General features: G+C 67.9%; 20 protein-coding genes. 16 read left to right on the plus strand and 4 right to left on the minus strand.

The window, feature by feature from the left end; all coding sequences use genetic code 11:
* Window positions 1–25: 25 nt before the first annotated feature.
* Complete coding sequence (locus AC1DOX_RS02915) at window positions 26–724, minus strand: GntR family transcriptional regulator (protein ID WP_176860973.1); 699 nt, start codon at window positions 722–724, stop codon at window positions 26–28.
* A gap of 230 nt (window positions 725–954) precedes the next feature.
* On the opposite strand from AC1DOX_RS02915, the gene AC1DOX_RS02920 reads away from it, so the two are divergent.
* Entirely contained in the window at window positions 955–1,767 is an 813-nt protein-coding gene (locus tag AC1DOX_RS02920; protein ID WP_441620531.1) for an IclR family transcriptional regulator, read from the plus strand.
* Between the two features lie 64 nt (window positions 1,768–1,831).
* On the opposite strand, the gene AC1DOX_RS02925 is transcribed toward AC1DOX_RS02920, so the two are convergent.
* Entirely contained in the window at window positions 1,832–3,079 is a 1,248-nt protein-coding gene (locus AC1DOX_RS02925; RefSeq protein ID WP_441620529.1) for a Zn-dependent hydrolase, read from the minus strand.
* Window positions 3,080–3,267: 188 nt separating this feature from the next.
* On the opposite strand from AC1DOX_RS02925, the gene AC1DOX_RS02930 reads away from it, so the two are divergent.
* The 8 genes from AC1DOX_RS02930 (at window position 3,268) to AC1DOX_RS02965 (ending at window position 12,404) form a co-directional block, all read left to right on the plus strand.
* A complete protein-coding gene (locus AC1DOX_RS02930; RefSeq protein ID WP_176860980.1) occupies window positions 3,268–4,935 on the plus strand; it encodes an ABC transporter substrate-binding protein in 1,668 nt (555 codons plus the stop codon).
* Window positions 4,936–5,066: 131 nt separating this feature from the next.
* Window positions 5,067–6,017 carry an ABC transporter permease gene (locus tag AC1DOX_RS02935; protein ID WP_441620527.1) on the plus strand — a complete coding sequence of 317 codons (951 nt, stop codon included), beginning with the start codon at window positions 5,067–5,069 and terminating at the stop codon, window positions 6,015–6,017.
* A gap of 9 nt (window positions 6,018–6,026) precedes the next feature.
* Complete coding sequence (locus AC1DOX_RS02940; protein ID WP_441620525.1) at window positions 6,027–6,926, plus strand: ABC transporter permease; 900 nt, start codon at window positions 6,027–6,029, stop codon at window positions 6,924–6,926.
* A 2-nt stretch (window positions 6,927–6,928) separates the two neighbouring features.
* Window positions 6,929–8,005 (plus strand): ABC transporter ATP-binding protein, encoded by a 1,077-nt coding sequence (locus tag AC1DOX_RS02945; RefSeq protein WP_441620523.1) that lies wholly within the window; start codon window positions 6,929–6,931, stop codon window positions 8,003–8,005.
* Window positions 8,006–8,023: 18 nt separating this feature from the next.
* A complete protein-coding gene (locus AC1DOX_RS02950) occupies window positions 8,024–9,115 on the plus strand; it encodes an ABC transporter ATP-binding protein (RefSeq protein ID WP_441620521.1) in 1,092 nt (363 codons plus the stop codon).
* A gap of 35 nt (window positions 9,116–9,150) precedes the next feature.
* Complete coding sequence (locus AC1DOX_RS02955; RefSeq protein WP_441620519.1) at window positions 9,151–10,344, plus strand: amidase; 1,194 nt, start codon at window positions 9,151–9,153, stop codon at window positions 10,342–10,344.
* Between the two features lie 121 nt (window positions 10,345–10,465).
* Complete coding sequence (locus tag AC1DOX_RS02960; RefSeq protein WP_092138076.1) at window positions 10,466–10,879, plus strand: DUF3830 family protein; 414 nt, start codon at window positions 10,466–10,468, stop codon at window positions 10,877–10,879.
* A 205-nt stretch (window positions 10,880–11,084) separates the two neighbouring features.
* Window positions 11,085–12,404 carry a S1 family peptidase gene (locus AC1DOX_RS02965; RefSeq protein WP_441620516.1) on the plus strand — a complete coding sequence of 440 codons (1,320 nt, stop codon included), beginning with the start codon at window positions 11,085–11,087 and terminating at the stop codon, window positions 12,402–12,404.
* A gap of 26 nt (window positions 12,405–12,430) precedes the next feature.
* Here the strand turns inward: AC1DOX_RS02965 and AC1DOX_RS02970 are convergent, their stop codons facing one another.
* Window positions 12,431–13,297: an NmrA family NAD(P)-binding protein gene (locus tag AC1DOX_RS02970; RefSeq protein ID WP_441620514.1), complete on the minus strand. Its 867-nt coding sequence runs from the start codon at window positions 13,295–13,297 to the stop codon at window positions 12,431–12,433.
* 117 nt (window positions 13,298–13,414) lie between these two features.
* Here AC1DOX_RS02970 and AC1DOX_RS02975 point away from each other — a divergent pair, with 117 nt between their 5' ends.
* On the plus strand, window positions 13,415–14,362 hold the full coding sequence (locus AC1DOX_RS02975) for a LysR family transcriptional regulator (protein WP_441620512.1): 948 nt from the start codon (window positions 13,415–13,417) through the stop codon (window positions 14,360–14,362).
* On the opposite strand, the gene AC1DOX_RS02980 is transcribed toward AC1DOX_RS02975, so the two are convergent.
* The gene (locus AC1DOX_RS02980) at window positions 14,334–15,209 is read right to left on the minus strand and encodes a LysR family transcriptional regulator (protein WP_092138079.1); all 876 of its coding nucleotides are present in this window, start codon (window positions 15,207–15,209) and stop codon (window positions 14,334–14,336) included. The genes AC1DOX_RS02975 and AC1DOX_RS02980 overlap by 29 nt on opposite strands.
* Before the next feature lie 117 nt (window positions 15,210–15,326).
* Here AC1DOX_RS02980 and AC1DOX_RS02985 point away from each other — a divergent pair, with 117 nt between their 5' ends.
* The 6 genes from AC1DOX_RS02985 (at window position 15,327) to AC1DOX_RS03010 (ending at window position 20,897) form a co-directional block, all read left to right on the plus strand.
* A complete protein-coding gene (locus AC1DOX_RS02985; protein WP_441620510.1) occupies window positions 15,327–16,349 on the plus strand; it encodes a tripartite tricarboxylate transporter substrate binding protein in 1,023 nt (340 codons plus the stop codon).
* A gap of 24 nt (window positions 16,350–16,373) precedes the next feature.
* A complete protein-coding gene (locus AC1DOX_RS02990; RefSeq protein WP_441620508.1) occupies window positions 16,374–17,606 on the plus strand; it encodes a CaiB/BaiF CoA transferase family protein in 1,233 nt (410 codons plus the stop codon).
* Between the two features lie 11 nt (window positions 17,607–17,617).
* Entirely contained in the window at window positions 17,618–18,634 is a 1,017-nt protein-coding gene (locus AC1DOX_RS02995) for a cyclase family protein (protein ID WP_441620506.1), read from the plus strand.
* A 42-nt stretch (window positions 18,635–18,676) separates the two neighbouring features.
* Entirely contained in the window at window positions 18,677–19,636 is a 960-nt protein-coding gene (locus AC1DOX_RS03000) for a Bug family tripartite tricarboxylate transporter substrate binding protein (RefSeq protein ID WP_092138082.1), read from the plus strand.
* 8 nt (window positions 19,637–19,644) lie between these two features.
* A complete protein-coding gene (locus AC1DOX_RS03005) occupies window positions 19,645–20,547 on the plus strand; it encodes an HpcH/HpaI aldolase/citrate lyase family protein (protein ID WP_441620503.1) in 903 nt (300 codons plus the stop codon).
* A 113-nt stretch (window positions 20,548–20,660) separates the two neighbouring features.
* Complete coding sequence (locus tag AC1DOX_RS03010; protein ID WP_092138084.1) at window positions 20,661–20,897, plus strand: hypothetical protein; 237 nt, start codon at window positions 20,661–20,663, stop codon at window positions 20,895–20,897.
* Window positions 20,898–20,964: the final 67 nt, after the last annotated feature.

The following is a 20,964-nucleotide window of genomic DNA, read 5'->3' on the forward strand; positions in this document are numbered from 1 at the left end:
CTTGTTACGAGAGGAAAAGGGTCGGTCAGAGCGTCCGGATGATGTTCTTCCGGAATTCGTCGATGTGTTCGCGGATGGCCTCGCGCACCGCCGGCACGTCGCGCCGCTCGAGGGCGTCGACGATCTCCAGGTGCTCCTGGTAGACGTTCTCCAGGTGCTGCGGATCGGACAGCGAGAGGAACCAGAATCGCGCCTGCTTTTCATGCAGGCCGCGCAGCAGTTCGGCCAGCACGCGGTTGCGCGATGCGGCCGACATGGCGGTATGGAACTTGAGATCCAGCGAGGCCAGCGCGGGGATATCGCGCCTGGCGATCAGGTCCGGCGAGCGGTCGACGATGTCGCGCATCGCCTTGAAATCGCTGTCGTGGCCGCGCTCGCAGGCCAGCGTGGCGCACAGCACCTCGTTGGTCGCGCGCACTTCGATCATGTCGAGCACTTCGTTCAGGGACAGCGGCGTTACCAGCACACCCTTGCGCGGGAGGATGGACACCAGCCCTTCCACTTCCAGCCGATGCAGCGCCTGATGGACCGGCGTGCGCCCCAGGCCCAGCAGCGCGGCCACCTGCGCTTCGTTCAGCGGCTCGCCGGGACGGAACTCGCACGCGATGATGCGGCGCTTGATTTCGGTGTAGGCGTGCTCGCGCATCGCCGCACCGCTCTGGGCCGGCGTTGGAACTGCTGCGGTGGGATCGGGATTGCCGACCAGCCGGATGGGATTGGCCACGGGATCTCGCTCTGATTCGTTTGAAGTTGCTGTGATACTAGTGTGATATTTCACTGTGCACAACCCGGTATTTCCTAGGGGTAAACGCTGATCCTGCGCCAGAAGCCATGGCAACCCGTATCATGGGCAATCCGCAGTGAATCGATAATCGATTCATAAATATCTTGGTGCAATATGCAGCCATCGTGGTGCAGCGGTCCCGACGGTGGTGCCGGAATCCGATCCTTCTCATGAACGCCCCCGCCGGCTCACACGCCGTTGCCGTTGCCGACACCGAGCGCCCCGACCCGCTCTTCAACCAGTCGCTAGAAAAAGGCCTGGAAGTGCTGCGCGCCTTCAGCGCCGTGCATCGCACGCTGACACTGTCCGAGCTGGCCGCGCTGACCGGCATGACCAAGAGCTCGGCGCAGCGGACCGTGCATACGCTGGAGCGGCTCGGCTACGTCGACAAGCATCCGCAGACGCGCCGCTTCCGCCTGACGCCAAAGGTGATGGAGATCGGCTACAACTACCTGGCCGCCGACGCGCTGATTCCAATTGCCAGCCCCTACCTGTCGCAACTGGCCAATGCGAGCGGCGAGACGGCCAACCTGACCGAGCCCGTGGGGCTCGACATGGTCTACGTGGCGCAGTTGATGACCGCCAAGCACATGCCCGTACTCACGCCCGTGGGCATGCGGATTCCGATGTACTGCACGAGCTCCGGCCGGGCCTACCTGAGCACGCTGCCCGACGCGCAGGTGCGGGCGATGCTCGAGGCGTCCACGCGCGTGCCGCGCACGCCGGCCACGCTCACCGATGTCGATGCGATCTTCGAGCGCGTGGTGGCCTGTCGTGGCGTGGGCTATGCCTGTAATGAAGAGGAACTGTTCCTGGGTGACATGGGCGTCGGCGCGCCAATCGTGAACAGCCAGGGCGTGGCCGTTGGCGCGGTACACGTGTCGCCGCCGGCCAGCCGCTGGACGATGGCCGAGGCGCAGCGCAAGCTCGCGCCCCTGGTGATCGAATGCGCGTGGGCGATTTCCCGATCGATCGGGCACTGAAGCGCACTGAGAGGGATTGAGGGCAGCAAGGGGCCGCAGCCCCCCTCTCCGGAACGTCTGCCTCTTAGCGTGCGTGGGCCAGCATGGCCTGCAGCAGGACATTGGCGCCCGCCTCGATATGCTCGGGCAACGCATCCTCCAGTTCGTTGTGGCTGATGCCGTCCTTGCAAGGCACAAAGATCATCCCGGTCGGCGCGCGCTGGGCCACGTAGACCGCATCGTGCCCCGCCCCGCTCACCACGTCCATGTGCGGCAGCCCCAGCGCCGCCGCCGCGCGGCGCACGCTGTCCACGCATTCGGGCGCAAACAGGCACGGCTCGAACTGGACGACCTGGCGGATCTCCACGCGCACCGCCGCCATATCGGCGATGCCCGCGAACGCCGCGCGCATGGCGGCATCCATGCGATCCAGCCCGTCCTGCGAGAGGTTGCGAAAATCCACCGTGAAGTCCACGCGCCCTGGAATCACGTTGCGTGAATTCGGCTTGACCTCCACATAGCCCACCGTGCCGCGGCCGTGCGGCGCTTCGTCCCGCGCAATGCGGTTCACGGCCTCGATCATCCGCGCCGACGCCAGCAGCGCGTCATGGCGCAATGCCAGCGGCGTGGGCCCCGCATGCGCGTCCTGGCCGGTCACCGTCACGTCATACCACTGCTGGCCGAGCGCGCCGGAGACCACGCCGATCGGCAGCCCGGCCGCTTCCAGTACAGGGCCCTGCTCGATATGCGCCTCGAAGTAGGCCGCGAACATGCCACCGGGCACCTCGCCAGCCGGGTGCTCGCCGCGATAGCCGATGGCGGTCAGCGCATCGCCCACGCTCACGCCGTCGCGATCCTGCTGCCGGCGCGCGTCCTCGGCCCCGAACACGCCGGCAAACACCCCCGAGCCCATCATGACCGGCGTGAAGCGGGTGCCCTCCTCGTTGGTCCAGAACGCCACCTCCAGCGGGGCGCGCGTGACGATGCCCAGGTCATCGAGCGTGCGCATGACCTCCAGCCCTGCCAGCACGCCGAAATTGCCATCGAACTTGCCGCCGGAGGGCTGCGTATCGATGTGGCTGCCCGTGGCGACCGCACGGGCACGGGGGTCGCTGCCGGCGCGCCGCGCAAACACGTTGCCGATCTCGTCCACGCGCACATCGAGTCCCGCGTCGCGGCACCACTGCACCACCAGGTCTCGGCCCTTGCCGTCTTCGTCGGTCAGCGCGATGCGGCATACGCCGCCCTTGGGCGTGGCGCCAATCGCGCCCAGATCCATCAGCGATTGCCACAGCCGGGCGCCATTGATGCGGGGAAGGTGGTGCGAATCCATATCTGCCTTGTTTGCTCTTGAGTGAATGGCGAATACCCGTATTGCAAGAAGCAGACCACCGGCCAACCTTCGACAGCCAACGCCGCGGCCAGCGGATCGCCGACAGCGATGTCCTCCGACTGGCACATGACTTGCTTGAATGGACGCAGCCCTTCCCCCAACCAGGAGCAATGCCTGTGAACCACCCCATGTCCTCCCACGCGAAAGGTTTCTCCGCTGCCATCCGGTCCGTATCCGCCGCCGTCGCCCTGTCCCTGCTCGCCCTGCCCGGCGCCGCGATGGCTGAAAAGGTGCTGCGCATCGGCATGACCGCCGCCGATATCCCGCGCACGCTCGGCCAGCCCGACCAGGGCTTCGAGGGCAACCGCTTCACCGGCATCCCCCTGTACGACGCGCTGACGCAATGGGATCTCTCCAAGGGCAACGGCCCCAGCCTGCTGATTCCAGGCCTGGCCACCGAGTGGAAGGTGGAGGCCACCGACAAGACCAAATGGACCTTCAGGCTGCGTCCCGGCGTGAAGTTCCACGACGGCTCGCCATTCAATGCGGACGCCGTGGTGTGGAACGTCAACAAGGTGCTCGACAAGACCGCGAGGCAATTCGACCCGAGCCAGGTTGGCGTGACGGCATCGCGCATGCCCACGCTGCGCAGCGCCAGGAAGATCGACGACATGACCGTCGAACTGGTGACGGCGGAGCCCGATTCGTTCCTGCCGTACAACGTGTCGAACCTGTTCATGGCGTCACCCACGCAATGGGAAAAGAAGCTGGCCGCCGTGCCGGCGTCGGTCACGGACCCGGCCGAGCGCAGCAAGCAGGCGTGGGTCGCATTCGCCGCCGATGCCTCCGGCACGGGTCCGTTCAGGATGACGCGCTTCGTGCCGCGCGAGCGCCTGGAAGTGGCAAGGAACGCGAGCTACTGGGACGCCAGGCGCGTGCCGAAGATCGACAAGGTCGTGATGGTGCCGATGCCTGAGGCCAACGCGCGCACGGCCGCGCTGCTCTCGGGCCAGGTGGACTGGATCGAGGCGCCCGCCCCGGATGCGATTGCGCAGATCAAGAGCCGCGGCTTCGAGGTCTACGCCAACGCCCAGCCGCACATGTGGCCGTGGCAACTCTCGTTCGCGCCGAATTCCCCGTGGCTGGACAAGCGCGTGCGCCAGGCCGCCAACCTCTGCGTCAACCGCGCGGGCCTGAAGACACTGCTGGGCGGCTACATGGCCGAGGCAAAGGGGATTGTGGAATCCGGCAACCCGTGGTGGGGCAATCCGACGTTCGACATCAAGTACGACGCCAACGCGGCGCGCAAGCTGATGACGGAAGCCGGCTACTCCGCCGCCAAGCCGCTCAAGGTCAAGGTGCAGGTCTCGGCGTCCGGGTCCGGCCAGATGCAGCCGCTGCCGATGAACGAGTATGTGCAGCAGAACCTCAAGGAATGCTTCTTCGACGTCGATTTCGATGTGGTCGAGTGGAACACCCTGTTCACCAACTGGCGAATCGGCGCCAAGGACCCGAGCGCGCACGGCGCCAATGCGATCAACGTGAGCTTCGCGGCGATGGACCCGTTCTTTGCGATGGTGCGCTTCGTCAGCACCAAGACGCAGCCGCCGGTGTCGAACAACTGGGGCTTCTTTGGCAATCCGGAGTTCGACAAGCTGATCGAGAACGCGCGCACCTCGTTCGACGAAAAATCGCGTGACGCGGCGCTGGCCCGGCTGCATGCGCGCATCGTCGAGGAATCCCCGTTCGTGCTGATCGCCCATGACGTGGGCCCGCGCGCGATATCGAAGAAGGTCAAGGGCGTCGTGCAACCGCAGAGCTGGTTCATCGATATCGCGACCATGTCGATGGATTGAGCTCGCCGCGTTGCCAAGGTTTGGTGCCTCGCTCCCGCCGGGCGGGAGCGAGGCACGAACAAGTGGCACACGCGCCCTGTCGCCCTCCCGCCTCCCCGCTCGCCTACTCGTCCACTCGCCGGCCACAGACCATGACTTACCTGCTCCGCCGCATCCTGTATGCGTTGCCAATCCTGCTGGGGGTCGCGCTGCTGTGCTTCTCCCTGGTCCATATCGCGCCCGGCGATCCGCTGGTCTCCGTCCTGCCGCCCGACGCCTCCGAAGACCTCCGGCGTCAGCTGACCGCGCTGTACGGCTTCGACAAGCCGTTCCTCGAACAATTTTCCCACTGGCTCGTGCGCGCGCTGCACGGTGACCTGGGCACATCCATCGCCACCAGCCGCCCCGTGATCTCCGAGGTATCGGGTGCCGTCATCAACTCTATCCGCCTGGCCTCCGTCGCCACGCTGATCGGCTTCACGTTCGGTTGCCTGTTCGGCTTCGTGGCCGGCTATATGCGCGATTCCGTGTCGGACCGCGTCGCCTCGTTCCTCTCGGTGCTCGGTGTGAGCATTCCGCATTACTGGCTCGGCATGGTGCTGGTGATCGCGTTTTCGGTGTTGCTGGGCTGGCTCCCGGCGACGGGCGCCGGTCCGGGCGGCTCCGGCGACTGGACATGGGACTGGGAGCACCTGCAGTACATGCTGCTGCCGGCCGTGACGATGTCCGTGATTCCGATGGGCATCGTGGCGCGCACGATCCGCGCGTTGGTGGCGGAGATTCTCTCCAACGAATTCATCGTCGGCCTGCGGGCGCGCGGACTGTCCGATCTCGCGGTGTTCCGCCACGTGGTCAAGAACGTCGCGCCGACCGCGCTGTCCGTCATGGGCCTGCAGCTCGGCTACCTGCTCGGCGGCTCCATCCTCATCGAGACCGTGTTCTCGTGGCCCGGTACCGGATTCCTGCTGAACTCGGCCATTTTCCAGCGCGATTTCCCGCTGCTGCAAGGCACGATCCTTGTGCTGGCGGTGTTCTTCGTGCTGCTCAACCTGCTGGTGGACGCGTTGCAGACGCTGTTCGACCCCCGCATCCAGCGCAACTGAGGCGCCGCCATGAACACGACCGACATGACCAACCTTGCCCGGTCCCCGGCGCCGCTGCCCGTGCAGCGCTCGCCCGGCTACTGGGCCACCGTGGGCCGCCGCCTGCTGCGCAACAGGCTGGCGATGGCTGCCGCGCTGATCCTCATCGCGCTGGTGACGATGGCGATCTTCGCCCCGGCGCTGATGCCCGCCGATCCTTACGCGTCGTCGATCCTCAAGCGGCTCAAGCCAGTCGGCACGGAGCACTACCTGCTCGGCACCGACGAACTGGGCCGGGACATGCTCTCGCGGCTGATGCTCGGTGGACGGTTGTCGCTGTTCATGGGTATCACACCCGTGCTGCTCGCCTTCGTGATCGGCAGTGCGCTCGGCATCGTCGCCGGCTACGCGGGCGGATGGACCAACACCGTGATCATGCGGCTGACCGACATCCTCTACGCGTTCCCGTCGGTGCTGCTGGCCATCGCGCTGTCGGGCACGCTGGGGGCCGGCGTGGGCAATGCCCTGCTGTCGCTGACCATCGTCTTCGTGCCGCAAATCGTGCGCGTGGCGGAGAGCGTGACCACGCAGGTCCGCAACCGGGAATTCGTCGATGCGGCGCGCGCCTCCGGTGCGTCGTCGCTGACCATCGTGCGCGCGCACGTGCTCAACAACGTGCTCGGCCCGATCTTCGTCTACGCCACCAGCCTGATCTCGGTGTCGATGATCCTGGCGTCCGGGTTGTCGTTCCTCGGCCTCGGCGTCAAGCCGCCCGAGCCCGAATGGGGCCTGATGCTGAACACGCTGCGCACCGCCATCTACACGCAGCCGTGGGTCGCGGCGCTGCCGGGGGCGATGATCTTCCTGACCTCGATCTCCTTCAACCTGCTGGCCGATGGCATCCGCTCGGCCATGGAAATCAAGGACTAAGCATGAACGATATTCCCGTAGCGCCGGCCCACGCGCAGGACGTCGGCGGCCCGGCCCAGCCGCTTGTGATCGCGCGCGACCTGGTCAGGCATTTCCCGCTCAAGTCGGCGATCCCCCTGCGCAAGGCCGGCGTGGTGCGCGCCGTCGATGGCGTCAGCTTTGACGTGCTCAAGGGCGAAACGCTTGGCGTGGTCGGCGAATCCGGCTGCGGCAAATCCACCACGGCGCGGCTGCTGATGCAGCTGACGCCGCACGACAGCGGCGAACTGATCTTCGATGCGCAAGGCGTGGGCTCGCCGCAACTGCCGATGAAGGCGTTCCGCAGCCAGGTGCAAATGGTGTTCCAGGACAGCTATTCGTCGCTGAACCCGCGGCTGACCATCGAGGAATCGATCGCGTTCACGCCGCGCGTGCACGGCGTGCCGGCGCGGGAGGCCACAGAGCGCGCGCGCTATCTGCTCGAGCGGGTCGGGTTGGACCCGGCGCGCTTCGCCGGCCGCTATCCGCACGAGTTGTCCGGCGGCCAGCGCCAGCGCGTGAACATTGCCCGCGCGCTGGCGCTGCGGCCGCGGCTGGTGATCCTGGACGAAGCCGTGTCCGCCCTCGACAAATCCGTGGAGGCCCAGGTGCTGAACCTGCTGCTGGACCTCAAGGCGGAATTCGACCTGACCTACGTCTTTATCAGTCACGACCTCAACGTGATCCGCTACCTGTGCGACCGCGTGATGGTGATGTACCTGGGCAAGGTCGTCGAGATTGGCGACACCGAATCGATCTACGCCAACCCGGCCCACCCCTACACGCGCGCGTTGCTGGCCTCGATGCCGTCGATGGACCCCGACCAGCGCACGCTGGCCGCGCCGCTGGCCGGCGACCCGCCGAACCCGATCAACCCGCCGCCCGGCTGCAGCTTTCACCCGCGCTGTGTACGCGCCGAGCCGGTATGCGAACGCCGCGCGCCGGTGCTGTCAGACGCCCTCGCCGGCCATCCCGTTTCGTGCCTGATGACGATGCCAGACGGTGGCCATTCGCTGCCGCTGCGGCGCATGACGCCCGGCCTGCACGCGGCCACACCCTGATCGCGCCGGGAGACCCCTATGTCCGATAACACCTCACTCATCGCCCCCAGCGCCACCTCGTCCGTGGATGCGGCGGATGCCCGCTCCATCTCGCCTGCCTCACCTGGCTCGCCCGCCTCACCCGCGGTATCGCTGCGCGATCTCCACGTGACGTTTTCCGGGGGCGGCAAGACCATCCGGGCCGTCAACGGCGTGTCCCTCGACGTGGCGCCCGGCGAGGCCGTCGCGCTAATCGGCGAGTCCGGATCGGGCAAGAGCGTCACGCTGCGCGCGCTGATGCGGCTCCATCCGCCGCGCCGCACGCGCATGCACGGCGAGATCCGCATCGATGGCCAGGATGTACTCAAGCTCGACAAACGCGCGCTGGCCCGCCTGCGTGGCGGCACCGTCGCGATGGTGTTCCAGGAGCCGCTGCTGGCGCTGGACCCGGTCTATACGGTTGGCCAGCAGATCGTCGAATGCATCCGCACACACCGGAAGGTCTCCCGCACGGAAGCGCGCGCGCTGGCGCTCAAGGCGCTGGAGTCCGTGCGCATTCCGAGCCCGGAGCGCCGGCTGGCGGCCTATCCGCACGAAATGTCCGGTGGCATGCGGCAGCGCGCGATGATCGCGCTGGCGTTGTCGGCGCAGCCAAGGATCCTGCTGGCCGATGAACCCACCACGGCACTGGATGCCACCGTGCAGATCCAGGTGCTGATCCTGCTGCGCGAGCTGCAACGCGAGTTGGGCCTGTCGATCGTCTTCGTCACGCACGACATCGGCGCGGCCGTGGAGATTGCCGACCGTGTCGCGGTGATGTATGGCGGGCGCATCGTCGAGGAGGGACCCATCCGCACGCTGCTGCGCGAGGCGCGCCACCCCTACACGATCGCCCTGCTGCAAAGCCGCCAGCACGGCATGGATCGCGGCCAGCGCCTGCAGACAATCGGTGGCGCCCCGCCCGACCTCGCCGCGTTGCCACCGGGCTGCACCTTTGCGCCACGCTGCCCGCATGCGCGCCCCGCCTGCCTGACAGACGTGCCGCGCGCCACATCGCTCGGCAATGGCCATCGCGTCAGTTGCGTGCTGGTCAACCAGCCCTTGGCCACCGAAGCCGAAGTGGCCGCCTGAATCCACCCCTCACCGGAACAAGGAAATCGAACCCCATGACCCTGGCCACTCATCCCGCCCGCGCCTTCATGCCCTATCCCGATGTGGCGGTGCCCAACGCGTCCACCGGTCCATTGCGCGGCCTGACGTTTGCCGTCAAGGACCTGTTCGACGTGGCGGGCTATCCCACTGGCGGTGGCAATCCGCACGTCCTGGCGCGCTCGGGTATCAAGACCGTGACCGCACCCACGGTCCAGAAACTGCTCGACGCCGGCGCCCGCTTTATCGGCAAGTCGCATACCGACGAGCTGGCGTTCTCGATGAACGGCCAGAACGCGCACTATGGCGGGCCCGTCAACGGCGCCGCACCCGACCGCATCACCGGCGGGTCGTCGTCGGGGTCCGCCTCGGCGGTGTCCAACGGCCTGTGCGACTTCGCGCTCGGCACCGACACCGGCGGCTCGGTCCGCGCGCCCGCGAGCCACTGCGGGTTGTTCGGCATCCGCCCGTCGCATGGGCGGATTTCGCTCTCCCACTGCATGCCGCTGTGCGAGACGCTGGACACCTGTGGCTTCTTCGCGCGAGACGTCGCCACGTTCGCGCGCGTGGCGGATGCGTTGTTCGGCGCCAAGGATGCCGATCCGCTGCCCGCCACGCCGCGCCTGCTGCTGGCCTCGGACCTGTTCGAGCTGCCCACGCCCGAAGCCCGGGCCGCGCTGGCGCCAACGGTCGCCCGTGTCGAGGCTGCGCTCGGCCAGGCCACGCCGGTGGACGTGGCCGACCGGCCGCTGTCGGACCTGTACTGGGCGTTCCGCTACGTGCAGGGACGGGAAGCGTGGCAGGCCAATGGGGCGTTGATCGAGCAATACGGCCTGCATCTGGGGGCGGATATCGCCGCGCGCTTTGCGTTCAGCAAGAGCGTGACAGCGGTGCAGTTCGAGCAGTCGACCGCGATCCGGCGCGAATTCACGGCGCACCTGGGCCGCTTGCTCGGTCACGACGGCGTGCTGGTGCTGCCGACCATGCCCGATATCGCCCCGCTGCGCACGGCGGCCGGCGAAACGCTGGAGGACTATCGCACCGCCTCAGCCCACGTGCTGTGCCTGACGCCGCTATCCGGCTTTCCGCAACTGAACCTGCCGCTGTCCGGCCGCGCAGGGGCACCGCTGGGCATCTCGTTGCTCGGCCCGAGGGGCAGCGATCGCAGCCTGATCGCCCTCGCTGAAAAGCTAATGACGGCAGTGGTCTGACGCGCGTACAGTCCCGGATGCCGGGATCGCGCTTCCCGCTGGTTCCATGCGGGGAGTGCGATCCCCGCATGCGTCCTGCCAGGCGCCCCGAAACCCTACGTCGACCGACATCGAGACCACCATGCCCCGTCTTCGCATCACCGCCGCCGGCCAAACCTTCATCGCCGAGACCCACCCCGACGCTCCGCAGACCGTGGAGGCGTTCCTGAAACTGCTGCCCTATCGCCAGAAACTGATCCACGTGCGCTGGAGCGGCGAAGGCTGCTGGATCCCGCTCGGCGAATTCCGGCTCGGGGTCGGCTTCGAAAACCATACCAGCCACCCCTCGGTGGGCGACATCCTGTTCTACCCCGGTGGCTACAGCGAAACCGAGATCATCCTGGCCTATGGCAGCTGCTGTTTTGCCAGCAAGATGGGCCAGCTGGCCGGCAACCACTTCCTGACCATCGTCGAGGGCCGCGAGCACCTGCGCGCGCTAGGTACCAAGGTGCTGTGGGAAGGCGCGCAGGACGTGGTATTCGAACTGGCCGAGTAGCCGGTCACTACGCCGCGGCCCGCAGGCCGTCCTGCATCGCCGCCACGGCGGACGGGGCACGCTGCGGGACTGGCGAAACCTGTTGCGGATGGCACAACGGCGCGCGGCCGCCGCGTGGCGTTTCCCCGGTGCTCACGGTAGAGTAGCGGCCGGCCGGCGCAGAATGCCGCCGGCACGCAATAAGAATATTCCGGGGAAAAGAAGAATGAAGCCGTTCAAGACATCGGGGATGCAGGCGCGCCGCCTGCCAATTCATCGCGCCATCGCGCTTGGCGCCATGTCCTGCTTGTGGATGGGTCTCGCCGCGTCACCGGCGGCCGCGCTGGAATCGGCGCCGCTGATCGCAAAGGTATCGCCGAGCGTCTACGCCATTCGCACCTACGGCGCACAGGAAACGCCGATGCAATCCGGGTCCGCCGTGGTGATCGGGCCGGGGCAACTGGTCACCACCTGCCATCTGCTGGCCGGCGCGCGGTCGATCGCGGTGCGCCGTGACAACGTCAGCTATGGCGCCACGCTCGCCGCGCCCGATGTGGAGCGCGACCTCTGCCTGCTCAACGTCGCCAACTTCACGGCGCCTGCGGCCGCGGTGAGCCCGTCGGCCGCCCCGGCGTTCGGTCAACGCGTCTACGCGGCCTCCGTGGTCGATGGCAGTGTCGTCAGCGTGCGCGAGGGCACGGTCACCGGTCTCCAGGCCGCATCCACCGGCAAGCTGGAACGCATCCAGGCTTCCATGCCCGACGCGCCGGGCAGCAGCGGCGGCGCCCTGTTCGACGACAGTGGCCGCCTGATCGGCATCCTGTCCCGACCGACCGCTGGCGACACGCTGACGCGCGCCCTGCCCGCGACGTGGATCTCCGAAATCAAGGCGCGCGGCAGTGTCGCGATGGCCACCTTCCAGCCGTCGCAGGCCCTGGCCGCCCCGGCGGCGCAAACGGTTGCGGCAGGCGTGGCCGCCCAGGCGGCGCAGGCCGGCGGCACGGAATCGCCGCGTGTGGGCGAAGTCTGGCAATACGAGCTGATCGACAACCATACCAAGACGCGCCGCCCGGTGACGTACCGCGTGGACCGCCTCGACGGCGACCGCGTGATCATCAACCAGGGCGCCCGCGTCGAGACCCGCGACGGCCGCGTCTCGAGCATCACCACGCCGATCGGCGGCGAGTTCGACATCGCCTCGCCCACCGGTGGCTGGGTGCCGGATGACGTCAAGGTTGGCATGCGGTGGAAGGCCGCCTACCGTCAACCGGGCAACGGCTTCCGCACCGAACTCGAAGGCACGGCGGCCTCGGAAGGTTCGCTCAGCGTCGATGGCAAGGACCTCCGCACGATCCGCATCAACTACGTGGGCTGGGTCAGTCGGCCGTTCTACGGCGCGGGCAGCAACTCGTCGAGCAACTCGCGCTACAAGGCGTCGGCCTGGTATGCGCCCGAACTGCGGCGCGTGGTCCGTTTCGAGGCCACCTACTCCAGCTGGGAGCGGGTCAACGAAACGCTGCAACTGGTCTCGCATCGCTTCGAGTAACGCCCCCCGGCCAGCGCCGGGCTTGCTCAGTCCACGCGCGCCGTCAGTCCCGCCAGCACCGCCGTCAGCGGTAGCTGGCCCTTGCGGGTGTGCCCTTCGCACGCTTCAAAGCGGATCCAGCCCGCGTTGAAGCCGTCGAGCATCTGCAAGCGGGGCGTGGGATTGCGCATGCCCTGCGCGCGGAACAGCGCCTCCCAGCTCGCGCGCGGCACCGCGCGGGCCCGCACCGGCCGCCCCAGCAGCATGGAAAGCGCCGCCGCGATATCCAGCGGGCTCACGCGCTCAGGGCCTTCCAGCTCCACCACGCGACGGCCCTCCCACGTGTCCTGCAGCAGTTCCGCCGCCACCCGGCCAACATCCGCGGTGGCGACCATCGGCACCGGCTTGTCCAGCGGCTGCAGGTAGCTGTCGATGACGCCCGTGAGCTGGGCCGGCTCGATATCCCAGAGCGTGTTCTCCATGAACCAGCCCGCGCGCAGGAACGCCACCGGCATCGGCAGCGTGCCAAGCGCCGCCTCAAGCTGTGACAGCTGACGCAGCAGGTTGGGCTGCCCGGCCTGCGCGCCGATTGTCGACAGGCACACCACGCGCTTCGGCGCGGCGGCCTCCAGCGCCCGGCGGATCGCATCGATCATCGCGCGCGATTCGGGAAAGCCATCCGACGGGTCGAAGTTCGGCGGCAGAAGAATAAACACGCCGTCGGTGCCCGTGAATGCGCGCTCCAATGCCTGGGCGTCATGCATCTCGGCCACCGCCACGTCGCAGCCTTCGCCGGCCCAGGTCCTGCCTTTTTCCGCGGACCGCACCACGGCCCGCACGTCGTGCCCCGCCGCCCGCAGTGCCAGCGCCACCACACCGCCCACCTGTCCGGTAATTCCAGTCACAGCAAACATGTTTCTCTCCTGTCGGGATGCAGCGCGTCACGGCTGCGGTGACCGAATTCTGGTCAATCCGCGACGATTCCGCGATAACATGCCCGTCACTTGATTGATGACTGCGAGGCATCAAAGATGGGATTCGACGCACGCCTGCTCGACGGCCTCGGGGTCGTCAGGGCGATCGTGGAAAACGGCAGCTTCGTGCGGGCGTCCGAGACGCTCGACATGACCCAGTCCGGTGTCAGCCGGGCGGTGGCGCGACTGGAGGCGAGGCTCGGCATCCGGCTGTTCGACCGGACCACCCGCTCGGTCACGCTGACCGACGACGGCCGCCGGTTCTATGAGGAGGTGACGCCGCTGCTGGCGCAACTGGAGGAAGTCACCACGGCGGCCTCCCAGGGTGTGTCGGCGGTGCGTGGCCGGCTGCGCGCCAACGTCGATCCGTTCTTCTCGCGGCTCGTCCTCGCGCCGCACCTGGGGGCCTTCGTCGACGCCCACCCTCACCTGACGATGGACCTCGTGACGCGGGACACGCTGGGGGACATGGTGGCCGATGGCTTCGACGTGGCGTTCCGCTTCGGCCATCCGCGCGCGACCACGCTGGTCGCCCGCAAGCTGATGGACGTGCCGGTGGCGACGCTGGCGGCGCCGTCCTATCTCAAGCGGCACGGCAAGCCGCGCACGCCGGCGGACCTGGAGGGCGACCGGCACACCTGCATCCATTTCCGCGATCCGGAAACCGGCCGCCCGTTCCCGTGGGAATTCTGGCGTGGCGACGAACACGTGGTCGTGCAGGCGCGCGGGCGGCTGGTGGTCAACGAAGGCGGCACCATGCACAGCGTCTGCGCGGCCGGCCACGGCATCTGCCAGACGCTGACTTACGGCGCCGAATCGCTGATCGCCGAGGGCCGCCTGGTACCCGTGCTGACCGACTGGCCCGACGAGAAGTTTCCGCTGTATGCGCTCTATCCGTCGCGGCAGCACCTGCCGGCCAAAGTGCGGGCATTCGTGGATTTCGTGGTGGAGATCTGCCAGCGCCGGTCCGCGCCAGTCAGCCCCGCGCCGCCACGGCGCGGCTGACGCAATCGAGCAGCGCCTGCACCAGCCGGTCCTCCGCCTCGGCCACGCGCGAGACAAACGAAATCTGCCGCGAGGGCGCGCTGTCGCCGAGCGTCAGCACACGTACCGGAAATGCCGACAGCAGATAGGAATCGGGCACCGGCAGCACCGAGACCCCGAGTCCGCGCGACGCCATCGCCACGATGGCCGGAATCGACAGTAGCTCGATTCGCGACCGCACTTCGGGCGCCACACGCTTGACGTAGTCGGCGGCGGCCGACCCGGCGATCGTCGACGTATCGAAACGAATCCACTCATATGACTTGAGGAGCGCCGCCACACCCTTGCTGCCGGAGTCGGGCGGCGCCACCAGCACGCACGGCTCGCGGAACAGCGGCGTCCACCGGATCCGCGTGGACGCGCCCGTCTCCGGCTGAGCCACGACTGCGGCATCGATCGTGCCCGACCGCAAGGCGTCGACGAGTGCCGACGAGCGCCCCCGCTCCAGCCGGACATCCAGCTTGGGATACGACTCCCGCACCAGCGCCGTAAAGCCCGGCAGCACGGTCACCTGCATTGGTTCGATGACGCCCAGCCGGATCCTGCCTTCGACGACCGGCGCCGAGCGGCGCCGCAGCGTCTCCAGCGCGTCCATCGTCCCCTGCACGGTGGCGCTGACCTCATGCGCGAAGGCAGTGGGCCGGACCTGCAACGCGGAGCGGTCGAACAGCGGCTGGCCAAAGTACGTCTCCAGTTGCTTCATCTGCAGGCTGACCGCGCTGGGCGACAGGCTCATTTCCGTGGCCGCCCCGGCAAAACTGCCGCACCGCAACACGGCGGCCAGGGTCTGGAAGAACTCGACCTTCATGAGTTTTCCTCACCGATAGGTTTAAAAACGTCACTTTATCTCAACAACGGCCACGACTACGATGCCATGCAGACGGCCATGCGCCGCGACAAGACCCTTCGGAGACAAACCATCGTGATGCTGCACCCTTCTGCGCTGCCTTCCTTCACGCCGCGTGCCCGCACCCTGGGCGCCATGTCAGCCCTGGCCGCCGTGGCCATGACCATCGTGTCGATCGCCACCCTGCCCGCCGCGCAAGCCGCGGAACCGGTCGTGCCCAAGTCGATCCGCATGGTCGTGCCATTCCCGCCCAGCGGCAGCAACGACGTATTCGCGCGCCTGCTCAGCGAGAAGCTGTCCACTCGACTCAAGGTCACCGCGATCGTCGACAACAAGCCGGGCGCCGGTGGCGCCATCGGTGCGGAATTTGTGGCACGGTCGGCACCGGACGGTGCGACGTTGCTGGTAACGTCCTCCACGCTGACCGCCAACGCCGCGGTGCAGCCCAAGCTGAACTACGACCCGGTCAAGAGCTTCGCCCCGGTGGCAATGCTGGCCAGCGGCCCGATGGTGCTGGCCGTGGCGGAGAAGTCCCCGTACAAGACCGTCGCCCAACTGGTGGCCGCCGCACGCAAGGATCGCGGCGCGATCAACTACGGCTCGGCCGGTATCGGCTCGATCAACCAGATGGCCAGCGAATTGCTGGCCGGCGACAGCGGCAGCGAGTTCACGCACGTGCCCTACAAAGGCATTTCCAACGCGCTGACCGATCTCATCGCGGGCCAGGTGCAATTTGTCATCGCGAGCTTTCCGTCCGTGGCGGGTCAGGTCAAGGGTGGCAAGGTACGCGCGCTCGCCGTGACGTCGCCGACGCGCTCGAAGTTCGCGCCGCAATGGCCGACCGTCGCGGAAGCGGTGCCGAACTACTCGGCCGAACTGTGGTGGGGCGTCTTTGCGCCCGCCGGCACGCCGCAGGCGCTGGTCGACAGGATCAACGCCGAGATCCGCGACATCATCGCCACGCCGGAAATGCGCGAGATATTTGCCCGCGAAGGCGCCGAGCCGTCCGCGATGACCGCCGCCCAGTTTGCCGACCATATCCGCGCGGACACCGCGCGCTGGAAGCAGGTGGCCAAGGCCCGCCACATCACCGCCGATTAATTCATTGCCAGCCGGTCACGCCCCATGTTCACGCAGCAAGCCTTTGCCCCCGATGCCACCGGACCGCTGGACGGCATCCGCATCCTCGATCTCTCCCGCCTGGTCGCAGGCAACACATTGACGATGGCCCTGGGCGACCTGGGCGCCGACGTGCTCAAGGTGGAACCCGCCAGCGGCGACACGCTGCGCGACTGGAAGGTGAGGGAGGTCTCCACCGCGTGGAAGGCGTACTGCCGCAACAAGCGCAGCCTGTGCCTGAACTTCCGCGCGCCAGGCGCGATCGATGTCGTGCTGGACCTCGTCGGCCACTCCGATGTCTTTATCGAGAGCTTCAAGCCCGGCACGCTGGAAGCGATGGGGCTGGCGCCCGAGGCGCTGCTCGCACGCAACCCGAAGCTCGTGATCGTGCGGGTGTCCGGCTGGGGCCAGGACGGGCCCTATTCCCACCGTCCGGGCTTCGGGACGCTGGTGGAAGGCATGTCGGGCTTTGCGTCGATGAACGGCTTCGAGGATCGTGAACCGGTGCTGCCGCCGATCTACCTCGGCGACATGACGGCCGGCCTCTACGGCGCCGTCGGCGTGCTTGCCGCCGTGCGCAACGTGGAGGTGCGCGGCGGCCAGGGCCAGGTCATCGACCTGCCGCTGCTCGACCCCGTGTTCGCGATCCTTGGCGCGCAAGCGGCCAACTTCCGCCTGACCGGCAAGGTCAAGCCGCGCACGGGCAGCCGGTCCACCAACAGCGCGCCGCGCAATGCATACCAGACCTCGGACGGCAAGTGGGTCTGCCTGTCGGCGTCCACACAGGCGATGACCGAGCGCCTGTTCCGCGCGATCGGCCGCGCCGAGCTGATCGTCGACCCGCGCTTCGCGACCAATGCGGAACGGGTGAAGCATGCCGCGCTGCTCGACGGCATCATCGGCGAATTCCTGGGCACGATGACGCAGGACGACTGCGTGGCCTTTTTCGACAAGGCGGGCGTGACCATTGGGCCGATCTACGACATGTCGGATATCGAACGCGACCCGCACTTCCGTGCGCGCGACATCGTGGTGGAACTGCCCGATGCCGACATGGGCCAGATTCCCGTCCACAACATCACGCCGCGGCTCGGCGGCACGCCCGGCGCCTTCCGCCGCGCGGCGCCGGCGCTGGGCGAGCATTCGGCCGAGGCGTTGCGCGCCGCCGGCTACGACGAAGACCGGATCGCGGCGCTGCGGGCCGCTGGCGTGGTCATCGACGGCAACGGCCCGACCTGAGGATCGCCGCCATGACCGCACATCCCCGCTGGACGCATCGTCCGGACGGCGCCAACTGGGGCGACTTCGGCCCCGACGACCAGTTGGGCCGGCTCAATCTCATCGGCCCGCAACAGGTGCTGGCCGCCGTGCGCGAGGTCCGCGAAGGGCTGACGTTCTCGCTTTCCCTGCCGCTCGACGTGCCGCGCGCCGGCGTGCTGAACCCGCGCCGCCGCCCGCCCGTGCTGCATGCGTCGGAAAAAGACGGCCAGCGCGTATTCAATCGTCCGATGGGCGGGGACGTACCTGGCGCCACCGATGTCATCAGCGACGACCATGTCACGCTGTCTCCGCAATATTCGACGCAATGGGACGCGCTGGGGCACGTCAATTGCATGTTCGACGCGAACGGCGACGGCACCCCGGAGACCGTCGGCTACAACGGCTTCTCGGTCGGGTCGGGCGCGGCGGCGGACGGGACCTTCATCGGCGCCGATGCACTCTCCGTCGCGCCGATGGCCGCGCGCGGCATCCAGGGGCGCGGCACGCTGGCGGATCTGCATCATCACTTCGGCAACGCGCGCCATGCCGTGGGCTATGACGACCTGATGCGCGTACTGGAAGCCGGTGGCGCGGACGTGCAGCGTGGCGACATCCTGTGCCTGCACACCGGCCTGGCCGCGATGGCGCTGGCCCTGTCGGCCGACGACGACCATACGCCGCTGCGCAACGCCTGCGCCGTGCTGGACGGCACCGATGCGCGGCTGCTGCGCTGGATCGACGACGCCGGCATCGCGGCCATCGCCGCCGACAACCACGCCGTCGAGGAGCGCCGGCACAGCCTGCCGCCGGGCACCACGGGGCCATTGCTGCCGTTGCATGAACTCTGCCTGGTCAAGCTGGGCATCCCGCTCGGCGAGATGTGGCATCTCACACCACTGGCCGCATGGCTGCGCGCGGCCGGGCGCTCGTCGTTCCTGCTGACCGCACCGCCGCTGCACCTGCCGCGCGCGGTGGGCTCGCCCGCGAATCCCATTGCCACCGTCTGAACCAGAAGACAACAGACAACCCATTCCAACTGGAGACAACCGATGACACCGACCTGCCGGAAACTGCTGGTTGCGGCGGCCGCCTGCATGCCGCTGCTGGCCGCCGCGGCCTGGCCCGACCGCCCGATACGGATGATCGTGCCCTATTCCGCCGGTGGCGGCGCCGACAACACCGCGCGCGTGATCGCGCAGCATCTGAGCACCACGCTGGGTCAGCAGGTGGTCATCGACAACCGCCCCGGAGCGGCCGGCGTGATCGGCGAGGAAGCCGTGGCGAAGGCCACGCCCGATGGCTATACGGTGCTGTATGACGCGTCCGCGTTCGCCGTGAATCCGAGCCTTCGCAAGCTGTCGTTCGACCCGCTCAAGGACTTCATCCCGATCTCGCTGGTGGCCACCGCCGCCAATATCCTGGTGGTGCCGCCCAATGCGCCGTACAAGTCCATCAAGGAGTTCCTGAGCTATGCGAAGGCGCACCCGGGCAAGCTGACGTTTGCGTCGGCCGGCGCTGGCAGCGGGTCCCATCTGGCCGGGGAAATGCTCAACGCCAAGGCCGGCATCGACCTGATGCATGTGCCGTACAAGGGCGGCGCCCCGGCCCTGACGGATGTGATGGGCAATCAGGTGTCGGCTTACTTCGGCAACGTCGCATCGACGCTCAACTACGCCAGCACCGGCAAGCTGCGCGCGCTGGCGGTGACGTCGCTCAAGCGCAATGCCGGGCTGCCGGATACGCCGACGCTGGCGGAAAGCGGCCTGCCCGACTTCGAGGTGCTGGAGTGGAATGGCATCTTCGTCCCGCGCGGCACGTCGCCGGAGATCGTCCAGCGCCTGGCAAAGGAAGTGCAGGCGGCGGTGGCCGATCCCAAGGTGCAAGACAAGCTGCGTCAGCTCGGCCTGGAACCGGTGGGCAATTCGCCCCAGCAGTTCAGCAAGTTCGTGCAGACCGAGGCCGCGCGCTGGGGTGCGCTGGTCAAGGCTCGTCATATCAACGCGGAGTGAGGAACGCCATGCGCAGCAAGCTGTTTGTGCCGGGATCGCGCCCGGAATTGTTCGACAAGGCGCTGGTCAGCGCGGCGGATGCGTTGTCCTTCGATCTGGAGGACGCGGTGGCCGAGCCGCGCAAGGCCGAGGCCCGCGCCGCCTTGCAGGACCTGCTGACATCGGGACGCGCCACGCCGTCGGGCAAGACGCTGATCGTGCGGGTGAACGGCCCCGAGACGCCGCACTTTCAGGCCGATGTCGCCGCCGTGGTCCGGCCCGGCCTGCACATGATCAACGTGCCGAAAGTGGAGCATGTGGACCAGGTCCGCGAAGCCGCGCAGGCCGTGGCACGGGCCGAGGCCGCGAATGGCTTCGACTCTGGCATCCCCCCCGGCACGCCTGGCACGGCCACGCCGGTGAAGTTGCTGCTCAATATCGAATCGCCGCGCGGCCTGCGGCTGGCGTATGAACTGGCCGCCGCCGACCCGCGCGTGGCCGGGCTGCAGCTTGGGCTGGCCGATCTGTTCGAGCCCGCCGGCATCCATCGTCGCGAGATCGCCGCGATCAGTCAGGCGATGTTCGGCTTGCGCATCGCCGCCGCCGAAGCCGGCGTGTTCGCCTACGACTCCGCATTTGCCGACGTGCGCGATGCGGACGGCTTCCGCGCCGAGGCTGCCCTTGCGCGCCGTCTGGGTTTCCTCGGCAAGAGCTGCATCCATCCAAGCCAGATCGCGCTGGCCAACGACGTGTTCCGTCCGTCCGAAGCGGAGATCGCCGCCGCGCAGCGCATCGTCGCGGCGGCCGACGAGGCCGATGCCAGTGGCGTCGGCGCATATCTCGTCGACGGCAAGATGGTCGACCGCCCGTTCGTTGACCGCGCCCGCGTGGTGCTGGCGCAGGCGCGCTCGCTGGGGCTGATCGGCGGCTGAAACGGGCTGCATCGGTAGTCTTGCGACGGAGGTGTACGCTATTCCGCAATCTCTGAAGCATCACGGCGCTGGGCCGCGATGCTGCCTGGGAAGCGAGCGGAAGGACAACCCGTATGTATATGATCTACTGGACCGAGGCCACCAGCGAAGGACTCGCCCCGCATGCCCAGACGTTCCCGGGCGATGCGCTGAAGGAGGCGCTGCAGTTCACCGAAGCGCTGCGGCGGCGGCAATTCGCCGGGGAGCCCGTGAGCTTTGTCACCCTGTGCTCGGAGAATCCCAACGCCGTCGGCAAGCCGGGGGCGGCCGACCCGCCAGCGGACTATGAATGGAAAAAGCGCCGGCGGTAGTCGCCGGCGCTTTGCATTGTCTCAGGGCCATCTCGGAGCTCGTCCCGGGCCGGGTGGTCCGGGCTGT

This window comes from Cupriavidus sp. 01L415, from assembly GCF_056400065.1.